Genomic DNA, 21,615 nt, shown 5'->3' with positions numbered 1-21,615 from the left:
ACTTCGACATCTACAGCGTGGGCAAGTTCCGACACATAGGGCAGACACCGGCCACAGCGGATTCGCGAGGCAATATCGAATTCTCATTTATGAGCATCGCACCGCCATCAATTGCTCAAAACTGAGGTGTTCGAGGCGGGTCCACGCTCATTATTGAGAAACTCGTCGATTTCGCCGGCGCCGGGCGCCTCACGGGCACGCCTCACGGGCACGCCCCGAGGATCGCAGCGCCAGGCTGGTAGGAAGTGATCCGTGGCGGCGTTCCTGGAATGGAGCGGGTGCGCCCCGGCGCCACATTCGCTGGGAATCCGCCTCCAGAATGACGGTTTCGCAGGCCTACACCTGCGAAACGCGCTTGGTCGCTCTCTCGAAAAGCCTGTTGAAGCTGCCACGATTCGGAACGGATCCGCGTTCGCGGAATCCAAGGCTCTCGTAGTATCTGCAGATTCCGGGGTTCTCACCGTCACAGTCGAGCCTCACATACTTCCGCCCCAGTTCAGCAATGCGGGCGCTTGCCCAGTCGAGCAGAGCTCGGCCGATGCCGTTGCCTGCGAACGCGCGCTTCACGCCGAATCCGTGGATGTAGCCTGCGAGGCCATCGTTTCCAATGCTCTCGCCCCAGTTAGGAGGGTCTGCCGGGCTGATCCACAGGCTGGCTACAGGCTCGCTGCCGCAAAACGCAAGGTAGAACTCGCGATATGTTACGGCCTTTCGTATGTGTGCTCGGCCCTCCTCAGTGAAGAGCCATTCGGGCTGGGGAACTCCAATTGAGCATACCCACTTCATGGTATCCACCATGATATCGAAGGCCCCATCCACATCGTCTTCACCTGCTCGGACAATGTAGAGCCATCCAAGTCCAGTCGGAATCCTGGCTCCATCTTGAGGTTCCCAATCGGCTTGCTCGTGGTTCCTGCTGCTTACAGTGCTGACGTCCATGGGTTCTCCTTCCGCGCCCACCCAATGAGCTGTGATGGCACTTCCATTAAGCTTACACGATGGAGCGGCGTGGGAGAAGGGGGTATCGCCCTCAGAGGCGAAGGAATAACGGGTGGAGAATGATGGGCGGAGGCGGATAGTGTTCACCGCCGCGGCAGGATACACCATTGCATGTGGCTTCCGCTCTCCAGATGCTTTCGACGATGCTAGGCCGCTGTGGAGGCGCCGGAATTGTGAGGTATTGGTCATGAACCTAATCTGCGACCCAGGCATGTACGGGGCGGCGAACGTTGTGGAGAGGTGGTGCGGGAGCGATCCGCTCAGGAATGCGTACCCAGGCGCCGTGGCTGCCGTGGCGAAGGATGGTGAGATAATCCTGAAGCAGGTGGCTGGCGCTGGCAGAATCGGGTCCACAGAGTCGGACCCGGCCTCACCGCTCTCGGTTTGCGCAGGCGCTCCCATGCAGTGGGATAGCCTTTTCGATGTGGCCTCTCTCACCAAGCCTGTCGCAACCACCATGGCGGCTCTCATGCTTATGGAGCAGGGCGAGCTGTCGGGGGATGATACTCTTGATCTCTTCTTCCCGCAGCTCCGGACAGTTCCGCTCGGGCAGGCACGGGTGTGGAACCTTCTGACCCACACTGCGGGTTTCGCCGAATCGACAGTGCTGTTCATGGCTGGCGCGCCAGACGAGGACCCTGTGACAGTCATAGGGCGCGCCCCTCTTGCCTGGGCTCCGGGATCGCATGTGCAGTACAGCTGTGCAGGGTTCATCATACTTGGCAGGCTCATCCAGGTGACAACTGGTTACCCTCTGGATCGTTTCGTGAATGAGAGTGTATTCGAACCTCTCGAAATGCGCGACACGTCCTACCTTCCACTGAGCGCGCCCCTGCCTGATCGCGTTCGGGGGCGGCTGATTCCCACCGAGCCAAGGAGCACGGCCGAGCGGGGCCGCGATCTTATGGCTGTGCACGGGATAGCCAAGCGCTGGAGTGAGGAGGAGTGGTTTTCGCGCCATCTCGCAGGCGACATCGCGTGTGGCGTGGTTCACGATGAGAACGCCGCGTGGCTCGGAGGGGTATCGGGAAACGCAGGGGTCTTCTCTACCGCTGAGGATCTACTCAAGTTCGGGCAGATGTGGCTCGACGGAGGGGTGTACAATGGCAGACCCATACTGAGCCATGCTACTGTGAGGATGGCTAGGAGGAGTCAAACTGCAGGACTCGGTGATGACGACCGCGGACTGGGCTGGCAACTGCCGTCCCGGGATACGTCGTTCGGCGATTTTGCACCGCTGAGCTGTTTCGGCCACACTGGGTTTACCGGAACCGGCCTGTGGATTGACCCCGAGAACGGTCTCGTGATCGTGCTCCTCACGAACAGACTGCAGTTCACAAGGTCGAATGAGCAGATCGGGAGGGTGCGCCGTCTGTTCCTGAATGCGGTATTCTCTGCAGTGCGCTAACCCCTGACGCGCTGACCTTTGATGCGCTGACCTTTGATGCGCTGACCCCTGATGCGCTGACCCCTGATGCGCCGACAATCCCGATGGCGAACCTCGCCGCCGACCTTGCCGATTTCGCGGATCTCACGGATGATCTGTTACATGAGCAGATCATGTGGTATAGTTAGCCTGTCGAGAACAGCCACATGCTGTTCTTGCCGCAATTGAACAGGTGAACCAAACCGGGTGCTCTTGCGCGCGCGCAGGCGAGCGTGGGAGAGAATAGGGAAGAGGCAGCAGGGCATGGCGAAGGCCAGCCTGCAAAGCCCGCGGTCCCGCCACTGTAACCAGATAGCTGTGATGCACTGCACATGTCACTCCTGCTCTAGAAGGGGGAAGACGCAGCGCGGCGATGATCTGGGAGCCAGGAGACCTGCCCGGTACTGGTGGAAGCCACCTTCGAGGAGAAAGGGAGGCGCCGATATGGGCACTGCATGCCGTGGCATGGGCCGCTTTGATCGCGCCGGGGGATCCCGGCGCTCATTGTTTCGCCCGAGAACCGCGCCGCAATTCCAGGACTCGTGGACACAACTCATGGATGGTATTGCTGCGACCCTGTCCGAGACGAGCAGGGAGAATGCGAACGTAGGCAATTCTCCGTCAGCCAAGATGCTCCAGATTGGCTCTGCGGCGAGCAGAGCCTACTACCTTAGCCGGGTCATCCCTGCCGACATCGCCCGTGCGCATGTAGCTGGCGACATTCACATCCACGACCTGGACTTCTACGGCAAGACCCTCACCTGTGTGCAGATACCCCTCGGGCGTCTTCTATCCCAGGGGTTCAACACCGGGCACGGCTGCGTTCGCCCTCCGAAGCGGCCCGCATCAGCGGCAGCCCTAGCAGCTATCATAATGCAGAGCTGCCAGAATGACATGCACGGAGGTCAGTCCTACGCGCAGTTCGATGCGGACATCGCTCCATTCATGGAGGGCTTTGGCGAGGATGAGGTGTACCAGGCCATGGAGGGCTTGGTTTTCAACCTCAATGCAATGCACAGTAGAGCAGGAGCACAGGTTCCATTTTCAAGTATCAACCTCGGATGTGATACATCTGAAGGCGGCAGGCTTGCCAGCAGGCGCCTTCTGGAGGCATATGAAGCAGGACTGGGCAGGGGGGAGACGCCGGTTTTCCCAAACATCATCTTTAAGGTGAAAGCGGGAGTAAACCGCGACCCAGGCGACCCCAACTACGATCTCTTTCGGCTTGCGTGTCGCGTTGCTGCGAGACGTATGAACCCGACCTTCAGTTTCATGGATTCGTCCTTCAACGCCCCCTATGGTTCCGAAGCAGCCTACATGGGCTGTCGCACCAGAGTGATGGCGAACCGACGGGGACCCGAGGTGAGCACCGGCAGAGGGAATCTCTCCTTCACCACTGTGAACCTTCCGCGACTCGCTATCAGAGCTTGTGGTGACCGTGACCGGTTCTTAGCGCTGCTAGGCGATGTGATGGACATGTGCGCCAGGCAGTTGCTTCATCGGTATTCAGTGCAATCGCGGCTTCACGTGAAAGAGATGCCTTTCCTAATGGGACAGGGTATCTACATGGGCTCGGAGTCGCTAGGAGGAAATGACGAGATCGGGGAGGTCATTGTCCACGGGACACTGTCAATCGGGTTCATCGGGCTTGCGGAGACCCTGACGGCGCTGATAGGCCCATGCGCGGACCGAAGTGTCCATGATTCGCTGGGCTACGACATCGTATCGTTCATGCGCAGGCGTATCGACCAATATGCGGAATCATATGACCTGAATTTCACTCTTCTCGCCACTCCTGCCGAGGGTCTATCGGGAAGATTCGTCACCATGGACCGGGATAGATTCGGGCTAATGCAGGGTGTAACTGACAAGGCCTACTACACCAATAGCTTCCATCTTCCCGTCGGGCTCCACACGACAATCTGGAACAAGATTGCCTTGGAGGGAAGGTATCACAAGCTCACGAACGCCGGGCACATAAGCTACGTTGAGCTCGATTCGCCGCCCATACACAACGTCGACGCTGTGGAGTCCATCGTGCGGGCCATGGCTGCAGCCGACATGGGTTATGGCGGGATCAACTTTCCTATCGATGAATGCCGTGCATGCGGCCACTCGGGCATCATTGGCGCAGCATGTCCGGTGTGCCAATCGGCCGATATCAGCCGCATAAGGCGCATAACCGGATACCTCTCTACGGTGGATCGGTTCAACGATGCGAAGCGAGCGGAACTCGCCGACAGAGAGTCCCATGAGTGGTGAAGGAATGAACGCCAGGCCCTTCGGGCTGGATGAAGCGAGTGGGAGTGGCGAGCGCCTTGTGCTCGCGAACGCGAACGGCCATGTGCGGCTTGCGGGGTTGATTGGCGAGAGTGTAGTAGATGGTCCAGGTGTACGACTGGTGGTCTTTGCGCAGGGCTGCCCTCATCATTGCGCGGGCTGCCACAACCCTGGGACGTGGGATTTCCGTGGGGGCGATGACGTTTCCCTTGACGATATCCTGGAGAGCCTGACGGCGAATCCGATGCTTTCAGGCATCACCATCAGTGGAGGGGAGCCGTTCGCCCAGGCCCGGGCATTCGAGATCCTCGCGAGTTTGGTTCGCCGCGTACTTCCTATTAACGCAGCGCAGTGTGGTTCTAGAGACTATGGTGTGGCTTCAGCTGTGGCTTCAGCTGCGGCTTCAGCTGTGGCTTCAACTGTGGCTTCAACGGAGGCGCCAGTGGTGGTCTACACCGGTTACACGTGGGAGGCGCTCTCCGCCATCGATGACGCGGACGTAAGCGGACTGCTGCTGGCAACGGATATCCTAATCGACGGTCCATACGTGGAGGCCTTGCGTGACCCCGGGCTTGCCTGGCGAGGGTCATGCAACCAGCGAATACTCGATGCCCAGGCATCTATGCGGACTGGGCGTCCAGTGCTGTGGCGCCCGCGCTCCCATGGAGCGCCTACGCCGCCGCCAGCCTGCTCAGGGCGTCCACGGCTCGGGCAACGTCCGCCTTCGTGTTGAACCAGCCGAAGCTGAACCTCAGGGCGCCCTCGGGGAATGTGCCGATGGTCTTGTGCGCCAGTGGCGAGCAGTGCAGGCCGGAGCGGACCATGATCCCATACTCCACGTCGAGCCTATAGGCTATCTCTGCCAAATCGAGATCGGCCATGGTGATCGATACCGTCGCGACTCTTCTTGCCATGTCCTCCGGGCCATACACCCTTATTTTCGGAATCGCCTTGACTCCATCAATGAACTGCCCTGCAAGGCTCATCTCATGGGCGCGGATGGTTTTGATGCCTGTCTCCATAACGAATGCCACTCCTGCCGCCAGGCCGGCGATTCCCACCGTGTTGGGGGTCCCAGCTTCGAACTTGTCCGGTAGGAAACTCGGCTGATGCTCGTCATCAGACTTGCTCCCAGTGCCTCCGGCGACCATCGGCGCGAACCGTTCTGCGGTCTTCGTGTTGACGATGAACCCGCCTGTCCCAGGCGGGCCCAATAATGACTTGTGCCCGGTGAATGCCAGAACGTCCGGGTTCAGTTGCGCGAAGTCGATATCTAGGAACCCGGCTGTTTGCGCGGTGTCGACAACGAAGTAGGCATTGGCATCGTGAGCTATCCCGCTTACAGCCTCGATTGGCAGTATGCTGCCCGCCACGTTAGAAGCATGGGTGAGGATGATCATCTTCGTATTGGGGCGAAGGGCCTTGCGCATGTCGTCCGGGTCCAGCAGGCCACGGCTGTCGCAGCCTACGACAGTCACATCTATGCCCACACGCTCCTGCATTAGCCGGAGCGGACGGATCACCGAGTTATGCTCCATACTGCTGGTCAACACGTGATCGCCCGCGGAGAGAAGGCCGCGCATTGCGCAGTTCAGGGCGTGGGTGACGTTCAGGGTGAACACTACCTGTTCCTCTGAGGGGGCGTGAAAAAGCGCCTGAATGCCTTCCCGGGCATGATACTCAATCCTGCCCGCGTCGAGGCTCAGGCTGTACCCGCCCCGCCCAGGGCTAGCACACACATTGGTCATATAGTGCTGCATGGCCTGCCATACCGCGGGAGGTTTCGGATTTGATGTTGCTGCGTTATCCAAGTAAGCTATGGTTCGGTTCATCCTGGCTGCCTCCAAGCTGCCCAATTGTGAAACGTCGGAACTCATCCACTGCGGGGGACAACACCTTCTTGCGGTGTGTGATCATATAGAAGCTGCGCCTGAGATCAAGGCCTCTGATCCTTATTTCCCTCAAGGATCCAGAGGCCACATCGCGTGCTACTGCCAGTTGCGACATGACTGCAAGGCCGGTTCCACGGGCCACCGTTTCCCTGATGGCCTCGGGGCTTTCCAGACGGGCGCGGATGTTCAATGTTTCAGGGTCAACGTTCGCTCTTCGCAGGGCGTCTTCGAACGTTTTCTGCGTGCCTGACCCGGCGCCGCGGCACACCATCGGTTCTGCGATAATGCGATCGAGGCTCATCGTGGGATCCCAGTCAGAATACTTGCCTGTAGCCTGGGCGATAAGGACGATCTCATCTTCCATTATGGCGGTGTGATCAATGTCGGAATCGGGGCCTAGTGTGCCGACGACGCCGAGTTCAGCCTCGTAATTCAGCACCCTTTTCCACACTTCCTGTGAGGGAGCTCGAGATAGAGCGATCATGACTTTGGGGTGAATCTGAAGGAATAGTGAGACCAGACGGGGCAGTACGTAATCCGCCGGAACGGTGCTTGCGGTCACCTTCACGTTCCCACATATCTCGCATCTATACTGGTCCACGGCTGAGATTGCCTGGTCGCGCAGCATCAGCATGTCAGCGGCGTATCGTTTCAGGATCTGACCGGCTGGGGTAAGAGCAACCCCGCGGCTCTGCCGCTGCACGATGGCCACCCCAAGCTCTCTCTCAAGGGAGGCTATCTGGACACTGATGGTCGGCTGGGAGATGAAAAGCGCCCTGGCGGCTTCAGTGAAAGAGCCGTGATTCGCCACGCTCATGAATATGGTGAGCTGCCTGAGGTCCACCGCGAACACCTCCATGTCACCAGTATCCCATCTCTGAAGGGTGCACGTCAATTAGGTATGCACGCAGGTTATGGGATCCATATCAAACATTAATGATTCGTATTTGATCAACAGCGCTGCTTGACAGTATAATGCAGGTCGTAGACGGCGTTTCAGGTGAGGCTTTGCAGCGCCATATGTGAAGGCATGAACTAACGGCCATGGCTCCGGCATCAATCAGGTCCGGGCCAGCCTACGGCCACTGGAAGGGGTTCGAGGTCAGATGCGCGACAACAGATGGACCGTAATCGCAGCCGGAGCGGTGATCGGAGGGCTTTCCGTCGGCCTTGTTAAGCTAGGAAACCCGGCCAACATGGGAATATGTGTCGCCTGCTTTATTCGTGACATCGCGGGAGGGCTCGGGCTCCACAGAGCTGAGGCAGTGCAGTACATCAGGCCTGAGGCACCAGGGTTCATACTTGGATCAATGATAGTCGCTCTTGCGACTAGGGAGTTCAAAGCCCGCGGCGGCGCCTCGCCCCTGCTCAGATTCGTCATGGGCTTCTTCCTGATGATTGGGGCGCTCGTGTTCCTTGGGTGTCCGCTGCGCATGGTGCTGCGCCTTGCCGCTGGCGACCTGAACGCGCTGGTTGGCCTTCTTGGCTTCTCCGCTGGGATACTAGCCGGAATCGCCTTCCTGCGCCGTGGCTTCAGCCTGGGCAGGAGCGGAAGTGCTACGCTTGCTAACGGGGCCGTGATGCCTGTGCTATCAGTTGGACTGCTGATTGCCGTGGCTACGGCGCCGGCTTTCATATACTTCAGCGCCAAAGGACCTGGTTCGGCTCATGCACCCATACTCGCATCCCTCGCTGCCGGGCTCATCGTGGGAGCGCTGGCACAGCGTGCGCGTTTGTGCATGGCCGGGGGCATAAGGGATCTCTTCCTGATCCACGATGCGCACCTGTTCCGCGGGTTCGTGGGCATATTCGTTGTGGCGCTTGCTCTAAACCTACTTACGGGCGGGTTCAAGCTCGGATTCGCGGGGCAGCCAATTGCCCACACAGATGGACTGTGGAACTTCCTGGGCATGTCTCTGGTTGGTTTGGCCGCTGTGCTTCTCGGCGGGTGCCCGCTTCGCCAGTGCGTTCTTGCTGGCGAGGGTGATGCCGATGCTGGCGTGACGCTGCTTGGGATGCTCATGGGCGGGGCATTCGCCCACAACTTCGGAACTGCGGCATCGGCTGCCGGGGCGCCACTAAATGGCAAGATTGGAGTTGTGATTGGCCTTGCCGCCATGGCGCTGATAGGCTGCGTGAGCGTGCCATCCAAGGCCGATGCACGGGCAAAACGAGCAGGGGCGAAGCGAGCCAACCGGGAGGAGGGAGCAGCAGATGCAGCGTAAACAGGACGATGCAATGATGGCCTCAGGGAATGGCGCCGGAGCGAGCGGGCACGGAGTGGCGCAGACGATTGACGCCAGAGGCCTCTCCTGCCCTCAGCCAGTGGTGCTTACCAGGAACGCATTAGGCAACATCGAATCGGGGAGGCTCGATGTGCTAGTGGATAATGTGGTTGCCAAGGAGAACGTGATGCGTTTTGCCAGGCACGAAGGGTGTATAGTTGACGTGAACGACACTGAGGAGAATTGTTATGTCATTCACATCGACAAGCAATCCCGCAGGTAATCCAAGCGGCAGAGGGCTTGTGGTGACCTTTCCATCTGTGCACCAGGCGCTCAAATCGGAGGCTCTTCTCAAGCCGTGCGGAATTGACTTGCACCTCGTTCCAGTTCCGAGGCGGATCAGCTCCAGCTGCGGCCTAGCCGCGGAGGTCAAGGGGATGGCCCTCGGCGAGCTTCAGGCATCCCTCGATGAGAACAGAATCGACTTCGAGGGGATTTACATGCTCGCCATGGGCAAGCGGCCTGAACTGCTTCTGGAGGGGCAGGTGTCGGGTAGGTGAGCGGTGGCGCCGCGATGCGAGGGGGGTAGGTGAGCGGTGGCGCCGCGATGCGAGGGGGCTAGCATCGTGGTGCTTCTAGCTGCCGCCTCGCAGCCTCCTGGAATTCGATGCGTAGTTTTCGCTGAGGTTCGATAGTGCCTGCATTATGGGGCTGTTCGCTTCGTAGTACCTCAGCGTGAGGGGTGGGGGGACCTTGGCCACCATACCTTGGAGTGAGAGATCGGTCTCAACCACCTCCACCAGTTGGATCCCATGCCTCGCACACTGCCCGGCCTTGACCAGGTCAAGTGTCTGGCGGTGTGCGAGTCTTTCGTCATCCGGGTACAGTTCTGTCTTGGCGAAATGCTGCCACCCCTGGAATTCGAAACCCACGCCAACGTGATAGAGACGGTCTACCTCCAGCGGCCTGCCGGTCGACGGGTTCACGAGGAATCGCGGCCTGGCGTTGTCAAGGAATTCACGGGAATCTACCAGCCAGTCGAGCCACAGACGCATCAGGTGTTCGCCTGCGTATGCGGCTGCCCACCTGTCGGCCTCTATCTGCCTGGCCAGCACTTTCTGCACAGACCGTGGGATGGTTGCAGCGTACACTGCTCCCTTCGCACCACTGGCCGTCTGGACCAGCCACCCACTCTCTAGCAAGATCTCGCATGCTTGCCTAATGGTCCCCCGGCTCATTCCGGAATTCCTGCTGAGCTCGGATATGGAGGTGGGTCTCGTGAAGGCTATAAGGAGGTACACTTCCTTGGCAGTGGAGCCGAGGTGTCGGTCTAAGGCGAAGTCCGAGTACGTAATGGTTGAGCCGAGTGCAGGGATTACCATTGGGGACACTCCCGCCATGTATTGTTGGGCGCCGCACGACATCACGATGAGGGAGAGCGGAGACGTAGCCTGGCTGCGCGGCGCCTACGAGATACACTGTACTACACTTATGCCATTATGTTCCATAGCCCTTTTGGGCGATTTCCGCTTGCCTCGGGTTCACCCACATTCACCGACTTCGCTCAACGTTGCGGGCTGGATCGTTTCAGTCCAACCACTGAACCGGAAATGCGCAGCCTTAACCCATAGATGGACTGCTTCTGACCACCCCAGCTGTCTGGCCTAGCTGTCTGCACGAGGAGAAACACCACGACAAGCCAGGCGCTTACAGGTTGGCATTGAGCCGTCAAGCCGACCATCAGCTCCTGCATCTAGCTGGTCTTATCGTTGATGCGCCGGTGCTGCCCTGTACCACTCGAGGCCGTTCCCATCGGCGTATCTGATATCGGCCGTCGTGGCGGTGGGGGGATGGACGGGAATCGGCCATCGGAAGGCGGCTGGTTGGAGAACCAGTGTCCAGGGGATGGACACTCCGGGACCACCCGCACCCGCGCCCGCACCCGCCCGCCCCGCCCAGCGCGTCACGGCATATGCGCGCGCTCTCTGGGGACCACCCGCACCCGCACCCGCACCCGCACCCCCGCCGTGATGCGATGCCTGCTTCAGCCGCAGCCTCCCGCAGTTCGATGTCTGGAGGATTAGGGGCGATAATGGAGAAGAACGCTGGCAGCGCATACGTGAAGGGGGATTTGGCGCCATGAACGCAGCAAATTCGCCGAGGCCTTCGGTGAAACGCTTGTTGATGGGCCCAGGGCCGTCGAGCGTGAGCCCACGGGTCCTACAGGCCATGGCGATGCCGACCATAGGGCACCTCGATCCTGAGTTTCTCGCCGTGATGAACGATACTGCCGTGCTGCTAAGAGAGGCATTCGAGACCGGCAACTCCCTCGCGATCCCCATATCAGGCACTGGAAGCGCAGGAATGGAGGCTGCCCTCGTGAACGTCGTTGAGCCCGGCGATCGCGTGCTCGTGGCGATCAACGGCTTCTTCGGCCTGAGGATGGCCGATATCGTGCAGCGCTGTCGTGGTGAGCTCACAACCATATCCGCACCATGGGGCCATGCCTTCGATCCTGCCGATGTGATTCGGGCCATTCGCGAGAAGCACCCGAAGGTGGTGGCTATCGTCCATGCGGAGACATCCACTGGGGTATTGCAGCCGCTTCGAGAAATCGGGAAGGCCTGCAGGGAAGCTGGCGCCATGTTTGTGGCGGATATGGTCACGTCCCTGGCCGGGACCCACGTGGGCGTGGATGATAACCTGGTCGATGTTGCCTACAGTGGAAGCCAGAAGTGCCTGAGCTGCCCGCCTGGCATGGCGCCCATTACGCTTAACGATAGGGCGACCACCGTTGTGATGGGACGCAAATCACCAGTGCAGAGTTGGTACCTGGATCTTTCCATGATCAACCGCTACTGGGGGTCGGAGAGGTTCTACCATCACACAGCCCCAATCAACATGGTGTATGCCCTTCATGAGGCGCTCCTGGCAGTGTCAGAGGAGGGGCTCGACGCAAGGGCATGCAGGCATTCTTCGATTAGCGCACGATTTGCGTGTGCCGTGGAGGCCATGGGGCTGGCGCTGCTGGTTCCGAAGGAGTTCCGAACTCCCATGCTTGCATGCGTGATTACGCCGGAGGGAATCGACGAGGCAGGAGTAAGGAAGGAGCTCCTCTTGGAATACGGGATCGAGATCGGGGGCGGGCTCGGTGAGCTCAAGGGCAGAATATGGCGCATAGGGCTCATGGGGGAGTCCTGCACACTTGCCAACGCAACGCTGGTCATTGCCGCCATAGGTCAGATCCTGCACAGGCGCGGGTGCAAGGTGGATGTAGGCGCGGGGCTCCGAGCTCTCGGCGAATCCTTGTCGTAGCGGGAGATCATAAATCGCACGGACAGAATCGCATCAACGGTCGCACGGACACAATCGCATCAACGGTCGCACGGACAGAATCGCATCAACGGTCGCACGGACACGATCACATCAACAATGCTATAGCTATGGAGGACTGCATTCAAATGCGGATCAAACTGGCCTACGGAAAGGCCGGGTTTGACTGTGATGTTCCAGATAGGAACGTCACAGTCGTTGAGCCGGTGTTCACCCCGGGGCTTCACAACCCCGAAAGCGCAATAGTGGAGAGCCTTCGCAATCCGATAGGCGTTGGGCCATTGCAGAGCCTTGTCGATAGCTCCGATGCGGTTGCAATCGTGTTTTGCGATGCTACTAGGCCGGCGCCGAACCGGACAATCCTTCCCCTAATCCTTGCTGAGCTGGCTCTGGCTGGCGTGGCGCGCGATAGAATCGTGCTGGTAAACGCGCTGGGAACCCATCGAACCAGCCCCCACCGGGAGCTAGTGGAGATGCTGGGGGAGGAGATTGTGGAGGATTACCGCATTGTCCAGCACGATTGCCACGATCAGGCTGGGATGGCGTTGGCGGGCACACTCAGGTCAGGGCGAGAAGTCCGGGTTAACAGAGAGTATCTGAATGCCTCAGTGAGGATCTTGGTGGGATTCATAGAGCCCCATTTCTTTGCAGGGTTCAGCGGAGGCGGGAAGCTCGTGTTGCCAGGCGTGGCCAGCATGGAGAATGTGATGGACGCCCATGGGTATGGGATAATCGCGGATCCCAGATCGACCTGGGGCATAACCCATGGCAATCCTGTGTTCGAGCTTGTCACGGAGGCCGCGGAGCTTACAAAGCCCACCTTCATTGTGAATGTGACGTTGAACAGGTATAAGGAGATCACTGGAGTGTTCGCAGGCGCTCTTAGGCAGGCGCACGCAGCAGGCATTGAGTACGTCCGAGAGTCTGCGATGCGCGCTGTCCCACACGAGTTCGACATCGTGATCACTACGAACAGCGGCTACCCTCTTGATCGAAATCTGTACCAAACGGTCAAGGGAATGTCGGCTGCGGTCGGCATCGTGCGAGATGGAGGCGCCATAATCGCGGCAGCGGAGTGCATCGACGGGGCGCCGAAAGGCAGCCCTTACCAGCAACTCCTCGCAATGGCGCGCACCCCTGAGGGTGCAATGAGGCTCATATCATCACCTGGATTCACCATGCCCGATCAATGGCAGGTTCAGCTTCAGGCCAGGACACAGCTTAGGGCAAAGATCTACCTGCACACTGCTGGACTTTCGGAGGATGAGATTCGCGCCGCGATGCTCATACCCTGCGTGAGTATAGAACACACCCTGCATGAGCTGCTTACAGAGTACGGACCAGACGCACGCATCTGCGTCCTGCCTGAGGGACCGCAGACAATCCCCTACGTTGACCAGTTGCTAGGCTCATAGCGCGGGAATGGCATGCCAGGCGCGGCGCCCGGACACAAGCTTTGCGGTACTCGAATTTGTGCCATTTATCTCTTCATTCCTCTGCAATTGGATAGCAGGAATTGTGGCAGCGACGTGGAACCACGCTCGGTATACCAGAAGCCGCATGCATACTGGATGCAAATTCATGATCTGGAGGAACGCGAGGCTGCCATGAGACTGCTGCTAGAGGATTGCGACGGTTCGCAGCCAGTGGCCTGCGAGGTTTTCCGGCGTGTGCGAACCATGATTCTCGATGGAGAGATCCCTCCAGGATCCCGCCTTGTTGAACGGAGGCTCGCGGAGCAGTTCTATGTGAGCCGTACACCAGTTCGCGAGGCTCTGAAGAGGCTTGAGTCAGAGGGGCTCGTCTGCCGCTCGCGCGACGGCGGACTCACGGTCACCGAGGTATCGCCAGCCGACGCCATAGAGATATTCACAATCCGTGAGGTGCTTGAGGGGCTGGCCACTGGGCAGGCGGCCGTAAGTCGCACCGAGTCGGATCTTGAGGCGCTGACTGCTGCCCTGTGCCACATGGACTCCTCCGCCCTGATGGGCGATGAAGAGGAATGGGGGAAATGGAATCTGGCCTTTCATGAGAGGATATACATGGCGGCGAATAGCCCTCGCCTCACGCGTCTGCTGTCGGATGTCCGCGCCTACCTGCGCAGGTTCACGAGGGTAGGCTTCCAGAAACCAGGCCGCATGCTGGACTCCAATCGTGGACACGAAGAGATCCTGTTGCATCTGTCGGAGGGGGACGCGGTTGAGGCAGAGGCGGCCGCCAGGCGCCACACCAGGCGTTCTCTGGAGACGATTCTCAGTGCCCTGGAAGGCGGCGACGCGCACATCGCGCACACGGGCGATGACTCGCACGAGAGCAGATGCGTTTTGAACTGATGGCCTAGCGATGCAGGCGGCACGGGAATGCAGGGTCTGATTTGATGCAATAGTCGCCGCGGGCGCGGATGACACGCGGATGACACGAGGATGACACGAGGATGACGATGACACGCGTGAGCCGCAGAACCGTAAGGTTCTGCGGCTCCTTTCGCAGTGCTCACATTGCTGCCCGCGGAGGGTGCTCTTGGGATCGCGCGACTAGAACCCCTTGTCGTCGTACTTGGTAATCAGCTGCTCTGCGGTTCTCCAGTACAGGTCCACGGCCTTTTCACACCGGGAGTTGGTGTACTGGGTCAGGAAGCTCACCGCGAGCTCGGGGTTGGTCTTGTAGAGCTCGGCCGCGGTCTTCTCGATCGCTGGCTGAAGCGCGAACTGCTCAGCCTCGAAGGGGTCGCGCACAGCCACAAGGTCCTTGATCATGTCCTGGTAGCGGCGGTTAACGAGGTTATCCATGAAGTCAAACGCCCACCAGGCAGATTCCTTGTAGTTGTCCAGGTTGAACTTGGTCCTGTCGTTCACGGCGTAGTTGGCAGGCAGGTTCCTTACGCCAGCGTACACCGGTACATAGACGGAGGTGTCAGTGCTGTTAAGCCCAAACCAGGCGAGTCCGCCGATGGCGCTCGGGAGCCATCCGCGGGCCTGGATGATGGTGAAGTAGGAGCAGCCGGGGATGGATATGTTGCGCTCCGACGGAGCGTCAACGAGCTTCGCGAATTCGGATGACACATCTGGAGTGGCGAAGGGGCTCTTGTAGAAGCCGCCCTTTCCATCCGGCACGTACCAGTCGTTCACGTTGGCCTTGTCGTAGATGGTGCCAGTGTAGGTGTCGCGGTAGATGGTCATCATGTCCTGCACGGTGATGGGCCTCTCGGCCTTCACCGAGAAGGGATACCGCTCTGCTGTGGAGTCGAGCTTCAGGGATGGGGCTGCCCACGACAGCACTCTCCACTCACGCCTGCGGCTTCCCTGGGAGTTGCTGAAGCCATAGGCCTTGTAGAAGAGGAACGGATCGCTCGACTGAGGATCCCACCAGCCGTTCTCAATGGCCAGATCGAACACGTTTGAGGACGCCATGAAGTTCTCGGTGTCCTTCGGATCGATCGCGCCGATGCGGCTGCGGTTTGCGGAAACGCTTACGTGTCCCTCGGGAAGCCGAACTGCCGCCCAGACTGCGCCTTTCTTGAATGCGCCCGGAGGCATCACTTCGAAGAACCAGATCTCATTGGGATCGCCAACGGTGAGGCACTCGCCGCTGTCGATGTAGCCGTACTTCTCAGCCAGCTCGCCCATTACCTTCACGGCCTCGCGGGCGGTCTTGGCACGCTGCAGGCCGAGGATCTGCAGGGTCTCGATGAACATGAGGCCTTCGCCGGAGGTTAGCTCCCTGCGGTTGCCTATGGTCGTCTCGCCCATGATCACCTGGTGCTCGTTCATGTACGGATATGCTGCGTAGAAGTAAGTGTAGGTCTCTTCGGCCTCTGGGATTTCGCCGATCTTCACAGGGGCCTTGCGGTCGGAGTGAAGAAGCCCACTATAGCATGGGAAGGTATCTCCTGGCTGATGCTTCTTGCCGGGCACCACGAAGGTTCTGGCATCGTACCATCCGTCACAGGTGTGTGCAGTCATGGTCGAGCCGTCCGCCGAGGCCGCCTTCTCCACCGGAATGGATGTACAGGCGTAGGCAGGGATCGCAACGGTTAGGATCGCCACGAGAATTAGGACGATGGCGCTGAACCTGATCCTTGATCTCATCACGCGGGCACCTCCAGCTATTACTGAGCGGGCTCTGGTCCGGACTCTGCCCATCTCGCCATGCTCCTCCGCGGGCGCGTTGGCCTTGATACGATGGCGAAATCCCTAGCGCAGAGGCGAACAGCCGCCCTCATCGAGGGCCGGTATTCTACGATGTGCAGGTCGTTCCTGCCTGGGATGAAAATCAGTACCACATGATGGGAGGAGTTGAACTCGCACCGAAGAAATAGGTTAACAGCAGATGAACGCCAATTCGGCTCTGCAATGCAATCATCGGGGGTGCTTAAGTGATGTTCAGAATCAGTGCACACCGCATTCTGGGGAGGACTGCTATGGTCGCCCTCATCGGTGTAATCCTGCTGGCTGGGGTGGCATCCGGCGAGGTCACAATCCCCAAGCCTGCCGGAATCGAAATCCCGGCTAAGCTTCCGCAGCTCAAGGGGCCGGTTGCAATCACCACAATTGGTCAGGCGCCTGGAGCGTCGTGGGTCAATGTGCTTCTCAAGGGCCTCAAGATTCCTTCCACCATGGAAGACATGCTGAGCCCCAATGATCTGGTCGCTGCGAGCAAGAACCCGTCGACTGCGTTCAAAACTCTCGTCCTTACCATGGGCACCAGCGGCAAGGGCATGGGCGGCGCCGGCGTTGATATTGATGCGGAGATAGCCCGCTGCAACGCACTTGTGACACAGGCCAAGAAGCTAGGGATCTTCGTCGTGGGCGCGCAGATCGAGGGCGCCGCCCGCCGTACTGACCAGGGCGACGAGAGGTCCAACAAGGTCGTATCATCCCAGTCGGATCTGCTTATCGTGCGCAAGGAAGTAGATGGCGATGCCTTCTTCACTAACGCCGCAAAGCAGAGGAACATACCGATTATCCGGACTGTGGAATCATTGGACTTCAAGTACGCTTTCGCTGTGCTGTTCAATTCTGGAAAGTAACCTCTAGTTAGGTGGGATGAGCTGTGTTCGTACACGCCGGGCTAGTCCTCGCGGTGATGATCGCAGCCTTCGTTGTCGTAATCGCTCTGCGAGGCGGCACTGAGATAGCGATGCTGCTCGCAGCGATTGCGGGCGCTCTGGCGCACGGCGCCGGAGTGCCTGCCCGACACATCGTTGAAGGCGCGTTCACCTATTTCGATGTGATTTTCATCTTCATTACCGCCACTTTCTTCATGAACCTCTTGAAGGAGGCGGGCGGAGTCACCTACATCGTGCGGGGCATCATCTCCCGGTTTCACAAGAACCGAGTGGCGCTGCTCCTGCTTCTGACCCTCATCATGCTTGTGCCTGGCGCCCTTACCGGCTCTGGCACTGTCACGGTGCTTGTGGTCGGATCGTTCGTCGGAACAGTGCTCACCTACATGGGCACGCGGAAGGATCGAGTAGCGGCGATCGTGTTTCTGTGTGCAGCCATGAGCGCGGCCGCGCCACCCATCAACCTTTGGGCGATGATGGCCGCCGGCGGCGCTAACATGCCATACGTTGGCTTCACTTTGCCTCTTGCGATCATCTCCATTGCAGGCGCGCTTTTCTCCATGTTCTTCCTGGCGCGTGGGGGAAAGCGAATAGATGCAGCAAAAGCCCTGCGGGAGATCCCGGAGCCGCCCAAGGGCGCATCCTGGCCTCTCGTGGCAGTTCCATTCGCGATTTTCTTCGGCATAGTGCTTGCGGGAAGGCTTGCGCCGTTCTCCATGCCGATCCTAGGGCTTCCGCTTGCGTTCGCCCTATCGGCCGTTGCGGTGGTGCTCCTGTCCCCCGTGAAGCTGCCCGTGATCAAGATCCTCTCGCGCACTATCGATGATCTGCTTCCGTTGCTCAGCACGGTCACCGTGGTGGGAGTGCTGGTTCAGATCATGGCGCTATCTGGCGTCCGAGGGCTGATCTCACTCTCCGTAGTCACGCTGCCCCTTTGGGTGCTGTTCGCGGTCCTGTGGATGGTGCTTCCACTGTCTGAGGGCGTGTTTCAGTTCGCGGCGGCGCCCCTTCTCGGGGTTCCGCTTGTGTTCCTGTTCAACATGAAGGGATACCACCCTGTTATCGCGCTAGCCGGCATGGCTGCCATGTGGCCTTTGGGCGACTGCCTGCCTCCCACTGCGCCTGTGGGAAGAGCTGCGGTAATGAGTGCGGGCTACGACGGGGATTACCGCGGATTCCTGAAGGAGTGCATCGTTCCTGGGCTCTTCATCCTCGCCATCGGCACGCTCTACTTGCTGTTCGCGCCCAAGCTAGGCTTCCTGGCGCGCGGATGATGGGACGGGGGTGGATGTAATGCAGATGACAATTAGCGTTCTCTACTATCTGATGACTGCTGTTATCGCAGCCGTGCTGGCGGTGAACCTGCTTCGCGCTAAGGATACAAAGAAGGCTATCCTCTATGCTGCGGTGCTTACGCCGTTCATACTGCGAGTGCTTCGAATCAAATGAGAGCCTGAGGAAGGAGGCGAGATAAGCAGATGCCAAGCAAGACTAGCTCAATGACGGCGAAGCTGATCGTGGTCATCCTCTGGCTCGCGATCGTGATTCCAGGAGGCCAGGAGCTGTACGCGCACCGTCACTACGAGGAACCGGTGGTGCTAGGCCCTGGAGTCACTGAGGTGAAGAAGCTGTCCGACTATGCGCCATCACTCAAGGGCGCCGTGAACGACTGCAATATCTATGTTATGGACAGCGGAGAGCCCGGCGGTGTCATGCTTCTGTTGGGAGGCACTCACCCTGAAGAACCCGCCGGCGTGCTTTCAGCTGTCACCATGATCGAGAATGCAAAGCCAACAACAGGCAAACTGCTCGTTGCCACTAGAGCCAACCGTAGTGCCTCCACGGTGACGCGTCCTGGCGATGCGTATCCGCAGTACTACACGATCAACACTGAGTTTGGATCCCGGAAGTTCCGAATGGGCGACAGGTGGGCGAATCCTCTCGACTCATGGCCGGATCCTGAGGTGTACATCCATTATCCAAGCAAACAGCTCCTGGCGTACATGGACATCAGGAACCTCAACCGCACATGGCCCGGAAGGCTCAATGGCAGCGTCGCTGAGCAAGCGTGCGCCGCCTTCATCGAGCTGATAAAGCAGGAGAATGTGGACGTCTTCATTGACCTCCACGAGGCGGAGCTCGAATACTCGGTTATCAGCACGATAGTGGCGCACCAGAATGCCTCAGAAGTGGCTGCCATGGCGTCGATGACACTCTCAAGCGATTTCAAGATGGGTATGGAGTACTCTCCCAAGACTCTCCATGGGCTTTCACATAGAGAAGTTGGGGATTTCACGAACGCCATGCCTTTCGAAATTGAGGTGCCCGAGCCGTTCCTAGATAGGGTGCGGGGGAAGACCGACGAAGCTCTGCTCCTTGAGGGCAAGGACGAGTTCGTCATGAAGGCCGGCGAGGCGGGGCTGCTATACGAGAAGATAGATGAGAAGGGCTGGCCAATCGATGAGCGCGTTGGCCGCACCAACTCAACCATCGCAATGATTCTGGAGATCTACAACATGCTCTATCCAGAGAGGGAAATCAGCATGACGGATCTTCCGCTTCGTGATGATGTGGTCGCGAATGGAGTTGGCAGGTATCTTCTCGATCCACTTGCCGCGCCTGCAGATAGGGTAGCCACAGAGTAGAACGGTCACAGGGTGTGAGAAGGCGCCTGCCAGCAGCGCGGTGCTGCTGCTACGACGCGGGGCGCACGAACGGTGCGCAGAATGGGAGTGACACAATGGCAAAGAGGCTATCTATCGTGGCTGTGGCAATAGCCGCCCTGGTGGTCGGCTCATGGACGACACTTGCCTGTACGTCGATCCCAGTTACTCCAGGCGCGTCAGCCGATGGCTCGGCGATGACCACTCATACTGACGATTCGGGCAGCGATACATTCCAGATGAGGATTGTCCATGCGGCTGACTGGCCCGCAGGCGCCACGAGGAAGGTGCTCAAGAACACCGATTACGGCGAGTACGAGCAGATCGCTGAGCCCATTGTGGTGTCTGGCGAGATTCCTCAGGTTTCCCATACTTACGCCTACGTCAACTCCTCATACTCATTCCAGAACGAAAAGCAGGTTGGAATGGGCGAGACCACGATTGGCGGCCGCAACGTGCTCTACAACAGCCAGGCCTGGTTTGACCTTGTGGAGCTTGAGCGAATCGGCCTTGAGCGCGGCGGCACTGCCCGCGAGGCCATCAAGGTCATGGGCGAGATGGCCGAGAAGTACGGCTACTGCGTTTCCGGCGAGTGCCTGACCGTCATCGACCCTAACGAAGCCTGGATGTTCGAAGTCTGGGGCCCCGGCCCGCTGTGGGCGCCCGGATGCGGCGAACCTGGAGCGGTGTGGGTTGCCGCCAGGATTCCCGATGGCGAGGTCGGCGTGTCGGCGAACCGTAGCCGCATCGGCGCCATCGACCTGTCCGATCCTGATCATTTCATGGCTTCGCCCAACGTGTACACCCTTGCCGAAGAGCTAGGGTTCTGGGATCCTAAGGCCGGCAAGGAGTTCAAAGTGTACGAGACCTACGGTTACAAGGCCTACTCTGCGTACAACGGCAGGCGAGAGTGGAGGGTGTTCTCGCTTCTGGCGCCGTCGCTCAATCTTGACCCTCGGACCGAGAGATACCCGTTTTCGATCAAGCCCGACAAGCCCGTATCCGTGCAGGATATCATGAGGATCGTGCGCGATCACTACGAAGGAACCGAGTTCGACCTAACAGTGGGAATGGCGGCTGGTCCGTTCGGAACGCCTAACCGGTATCCCACATCCAGCAAGTTCAACCCTCCTGGAAGCTCCGGATGGGAACGGGCTATCTCGATGTTCCGAACCAACTACTCCACGGTCGTAACCGCCCGCCGCGGAATGCCGGATTGGATAGGCGGCCTGACGTGGTTTGGATGGGATGCTCCTCACTCCACCTGCTACATTCCGATCTACTGCGGCGCGACAGAGCTGCCCAAGTCGTTCGACACTGGCATGAGGGGCGGCTCATACGACGTGTTCAGCAGGGAATCGGCATGGTGGGCGTTCAACTTCGTCTCCAACTATGCTGACCTCAAGTACTCCTACATGATCAAGGACATTGCCGCAGTGCGCGATCCTCTCGAGAAGGAGTTCTTTGCGCTGCAGCCCGCGGTGGAGAAGACCGCGCTGGCGCTTTATGCCATGGATCCGGAGCTTGCTAGGAGCTACATCACCAACTACACGAATGCGAATGCGAATCGGGTGGTGGACGCATACTGGAAACTCGCTTCGCAATTGGCCGGCAGGTACACTGATGGATACGTGTACGGCGATGACACCGGCGATTATCAGTCAGTGGGCTATCCGGATTGGTGGCTCAAGGCCGTTGGGTTTGGCGAGAGCACCATTCCGAAGAAATAGCC

19 protein-coding genes and 1 riboswitch are annotated in these 21,615 nt (G+C 59.1%); of the genes, 14 read left to right on the top strand and 5 right to left on the bottom strand.

The window, feature by feature from the left end; all coding sequences use genetic code 11:
- Nucleotides 1–336 precede the first annotated feature (336 nt).
- On the bottom strand, nucleotides 337–939 hold the full coding sequence (locus VB144_12830; GenBank protein ID MEA4884514.1) for a GNAT family N-acetyltransferase: 603 nt from the start codon (nucleotides 937–939) through the stop codon (nucleotides 337–339).
- A gap of 247 nt (nucleotides 940–1,186) precedes the next feature.
- On the opposite strand from VB144_12830, the gene VB144_12825 reads away from it, so the two are divergent.
- The 3 genes from VB144_12825 to VB144_12815 all read left to right on the top strand — a co-directional run bounded on the left by VB144_12825 (nucleotide 1,187) and on the right by VB144_12815 (nucleotide 5,438).
- Entirely contained in the window at nucleotides 1,187–2,407 is a 1,221-nt protein-coding gene (locus VB144_12825) for a serine hydrolase domain-containing protein (protein MEA4884513.1), read from the top strand.
- Nucleotides 2,408–2,613: 206 nt separating this feature from the next.
- Nucleotides 2,614–2,842: riboswitch (cobalamin riboswitch) on the top strand.
- 138 nt (nucleotides 2,843–2,980) lie between these two features.
- Entirely contained in the window at nucleotides 2,981–4,687 is a 1,707-nt protein-coding gene (gene nrdD, locus VB144_12820; protein ID MEA4884512.1) for an anaerobic ribonucleoside-triphosphate reductase, read from the top strand.
- 82 nt (nucleotides 4,688–4,769) lie between these two features.
- Entirely contained in the window at nucleotides 4,770–5,438 is a 669-nt protein-coding gene (locus VB144_12815) for a 4Fe-4S single cluster domain-containing protein (GenBank protein ID MEA4884511.1), read from the top strand.
- On the opposite strand, the gene VB144_12810 is transcribed toward VB144_12815, so the two are convergent.
- A complete protein-coding gene (locus VB144_12810; GenBank protein ID MEA4884510.1) occupies nucleotides 5,377–6,537 on the bottom strand; it encodes an aminotransferase class V-fold PLP-dependent enzyme in 1,161 nt (386 codons plus the stop codon). The genes VB144_12815 and VB144_12810 overlap by 62 nt on opposite strands.
- Nucleotides 6,509–7,441, bottom strand: a complete 933-nt coding sequence (locus tag VB144_12805; GenBank protein ID MEA4884509.1) for a selenium metabolism-associated LysR family transcriptional regulator — start codon at nucleotides 7,439–7,441, stop codon at nucleotides 6,509–6,511. Before VB144_12805 ends, VB144_12810 begins: the two co-directional genes overlap by 29 nt.
- 262 nt (nucleotides 7,442–7,703) lie before the next feature.
- Between VB144_12805 and yedE the strand changes: the two genes are divergently transcribed.
- The 3 genes from yedE to VB144_12790 are packed head-to-tail and all read left to right on the top strand — an operon-like array spanning nucleotide 7,704 to nucleotide 9,382.
- Nucleotides 7,704–8,822: a YedE family putative selenium transporter gene (gene yedE, locus VB144_12800; protein MEA4884508.1), complete on the top strand. Its 1,119-nt coding sequence runs from the start codon at nucleotides 7,704–7,706 to the stop codon at nucleotides 8,820–8,822.
- The gene (locus VB144_12795; protein MEA4884507.1) at nucleotides 8,812–9,105 is read left to right on the top strand and encodes a sulfurtransferase TusA family protein; all 294 of its coding nucleotides are present in this window, start codon (nucleotides 8,812–8,814) and stop codon (nucleotides 9,103–9,105) included. Before yedE ends, VB144_12795 begins: the two co-directional genes overlap by 11 nt.
- Nucleotides 9,071–9,382 (top strand): DUF3343 domain-containing protein, encoded by a 312-nt coding sequence (locus VB144_12790; protein MEA4884506.1) that lies wholly within the window; start codon nucleotides 9,071–9,073, stop codon nucleotides 9,380–9,382. The genes VB144_12795 and VB144_12790 overlap by 35 nt, the downstream gene beginning before the upstream one ends.
- 75 nt (nucleotides 9,383–9,457) lie before the next feature.
- Here VB144_12790 and VB144_12785 read toward each other — a convergent pair whose 3' ends face one another.
- A complete protein-coding gene (locus VB144_12785; protein MEA4884505.1) occupies nucleotides 9,458–10,204 on the bottom strand; it encodes a hypothetical protein in 747 nt (248 codons plus the stop codon).
- A 757-nt stretch (nucleotides 10,205–10,961) separates the two neighbouring features.
- On the opposite strand from VB144_12785, the gene VB144_12780 reads away from it, so the two are divergent.
- The 3 genes from VB144_12780 to VB144_12770 all read left to right on the top strand — a co-directional run bounded on the left by VB144_12780 (nucleotide 10,962) and on the right by VB144_12770 (nucleotide 14,488).
- Nucleotides 10,962–12,137 carry an alanine--glyoxylate aminotransferase family protein gene (locus VB144_12780; protein ID MEA4884504.1) on the top strand — a complete coding sequence of 392 codons (1,176 nt, stop codon included), beginning with the start codon at nucleotides 10,962–10,964 and terminating at the stop codon, nucleotides 12,135–12,137.
- A gap of 146 nt (nucleotides 12,138–12,283) precedes the next feature.
- The gene (larA, locus tag VB144_12775; protein ID MEA4884503.1) at nucleotides 12,284–13,570 is read left to right on the top strand and encodes a nickel-dependent lactate racemase; all 1,287 of its coding nucleotides are present in this window, start codon (nucleotides 12,284–12,286) and stop codon (nucleotides 13,568–13,570) included.
- Nucleotides 13,571–13,762: 192 nt separating this feature from the next.
- Nucleotides 13,763–14,488, top strand: a complete 726-nt coding sequence (locus VB144_12770; GenBank protein ID MEA4884502.1) for a GntR family transcriptional regulator — start codon at nucleotides 13,763–13,765, stop codon at nucleotides 14,486–14,488.
- 201 nt (nucleotides 14,489–14,689) lie between these two features.
- Here VB144_12770 and VB144_12765 read toward each other — a convergent pair whose 3' ends face one another.
- Complete coding sequence (locus VB144_12765; protein MEA4884501.1) at nucleotides 14,690–16,243, bottom strand: C69 family dipeptidase; 1,554 nt, start codon at nucleotides 16,241–16,243, stop codon at nucleotides 14,690–14,692.
- A 290-nt stretch (nucleotides 16,244–16,533) separates the two neighbouring features.
- Here VB144_12765 and VB144_12760 point away from each other — a divergent pair, with 290 nt between their 5' ends.
- From VB144_12760 to VB144_12740, 5 genes are all read left to right on the top strand, one after another.
- Nucleotides 16,534–17,184 carry a DUF6305 family protein gene (locus VB144_12760; GenBank protein MEA4884500.1) on the top strand — a complete coding sequence of 217 codons (651 nt, stop codon included), beginning with the start codon at nucleotides 16,534–16,536 and terminating at the stop codon, nucleotides 17,182–17,184.
- Between the two features lie 23 nt (nucleotides 17,185–17,207).
- On the top strand, nucleotides 17,208–18,494 hold the full coding sequence (locus VB144_12755) for a C4-dicarboxylate ABC transporter (GenBank protein ID MEA4884499.1): 1,287 nt from the start codon (nucleotides 17,208–17,210) through the stop codon (nucleotides 18,492–18,494).
- 19 nt (nucleotides 18,495–18,513) lie between these two features.
- Nucleotides 18,514–18,669: a hypothetical protein gene (locus VB144_12750; GenBank protein ID MEA4884498.1), complete on the top strand. Its 156-nt coding sequence runs from the start codon at nucleotides 18,514–18,516 to the stop codon at nucleotides 18,667–18,669.
- Between the two features lie 29 nt (nucleotides 18,670–18,698).
- On the top strand, nucleotides 18,699–19,865 hold the full coding sequence (locus VB144_12745; protein MEA4884497.1) for a succinylglutamate desuccinylase: 1,167 nt from the start codon (nucleotides 18,699–18,701) through the stop codon (nucleotides 19,863–19,865).
- A 95-nt stretch (nucleotides 19,866–19,960) separates the two neighbouring features.
- Nucleotides 19,961–21,613 carry a C69 family dipeptidase gene (locus VB144_12740; protein MEA4884496.1) on the top strand — a complete coding sequence of 551 codons (1,653 nt, stop codon included), beginning with the start codon at nucleotides 19,961–19,963 and terminating at the stop codon, nucleotides 21,611–21,613.
- Nucleotides 21,614–21,615 lie beyond the last annotated feature (2 nt).

This window comes from Clostridia bacterium (genome assembly GCA_034926675.1).
Classification (GTDB): Bacteria; Bacillota; DTU025; order DTU025; family DTU025; genus JAYFQW01.
The sequence above is the reverse complement of the archived record's forward strand: the minus strand, read 5'-3'. Positions and strand labels throughout refer to the sequence as shown.

What these genes read in the sequence shown, in the direction of transcription:
- VB144_12830 (MEA4884514.1), bottom strand. Translation starts at nt 939, where the DNA reads ATGGACGTCAGCACTGTAAGCAGCAGGAACCACGAGCAAGCCGATTGG.
- VB144_12825 (MEA4884513.1), top strand. Translation starts at nt 1,187, where the DNA reads ATGAACCTAATCTGCGACCCAGGCATGTACGGGGCGGCGAACGTTGTG.
- nrdD (MEA4884512.1), top strand. Translation starts at nt 2,981, where the DNA reads ATGGATGGTATTGCTGCGACCCTGTCCGAGACGAGCAGGGAGAATGCG.
- VB144_12810 (MEA4884510.1), bottom strand. Translation starts at nt 6,537, where the DNA reads ATGAACCGAACCATAGCTTACTTGGATAACGCAGCAACATCAAATCCG.
- yedE (MEA4884508.1), top strand. Translation starts at nt 7,704, where the DNA reads ATGCGCGACAACAGATGGACCGTAATCGCAGCCGGAGCGGTGATCGGA.
- VB144_12795 (MEA4884507.1), top strand. Translation starts at nt 8,812, where the DNA reads ATGCAGCGTAAACAGGACGATGCAATGATGGCCTCAGGGAATGGCGCC.
- VB144_12790 (MEA4884506.1), top strand. Translation starts at nt 9,071, where the DNA reads ATGTCATTCACATCGACAAGCAATCCCGCAGGTAATCCAAGCGGCAGA.
- VB144_12785 (MEA4884505.1), bottom strand. Translation starts at nt 10,204, where the DNA reads ATGGTAATCCCTGCACTCGGCTCAACCATTACGTACTCGGACTTCGCC.
- VB144_12780 (MEA4884504.1), top strand. Translation starts at nt 10,962, where the DNA reads ATGAACGCAGCAAATTCGCCGAGGCCTTCGGTGAAACGCTTGTTGATG.
- larA (MEA4884503.1), top strand. Translation starts at nt 12,284, where the DNA reads ATGCGGATCAAACTGGCCTACGGAAAGGCCGGGTTTGACTGTGATGTT.
- VB144_12770 (MEA4884502.1), top strand. Translation starts at nt 13,763, where the DNA reads ATGAGACTGCTGCTAGAGGATTGCGACGGTTCGCAGCCAGTGGCCTGC.
- VB144_12765 (MEA4884501.1), bottom strand. Translation starts at nt 16,243, where the DNA reads ATGAGATCAAGGATCAGGTTCAGCGCCATCGTCCTAATTCTCGTGGCG.
- VB144_12760 (MEA4884500.1), top strand. Translation starts at nt 16,534, where the DNA reads ATGTTCAGAATCAGTGCACACCGCATTCTGGGGAGGACTGCTATGGTC.
- VB144_12750 (MEA4884498.1), top strand. Translation starts at nt 18,514, where the DNA reads ATGCAGATGACAATTAGCGTTCTCTACTATCTGATGACTGCTGTTATC.
- VB144_12745 (MEA4884497.1), top strand. Translation starts at nt 18,699, where the DNA reads ATGCCAAGCAAGACTAGCTCAATGACGGCGAAGCTGATCGTGGTCATC.
- VB144_12740 (MEA4884496.1), top strand. Translation starts at nt 19,961, where the DNA reads ATGGCAAAGAGGCTATCTATCGTGGCTGTGGCAATAGCCGCCCTGGTG.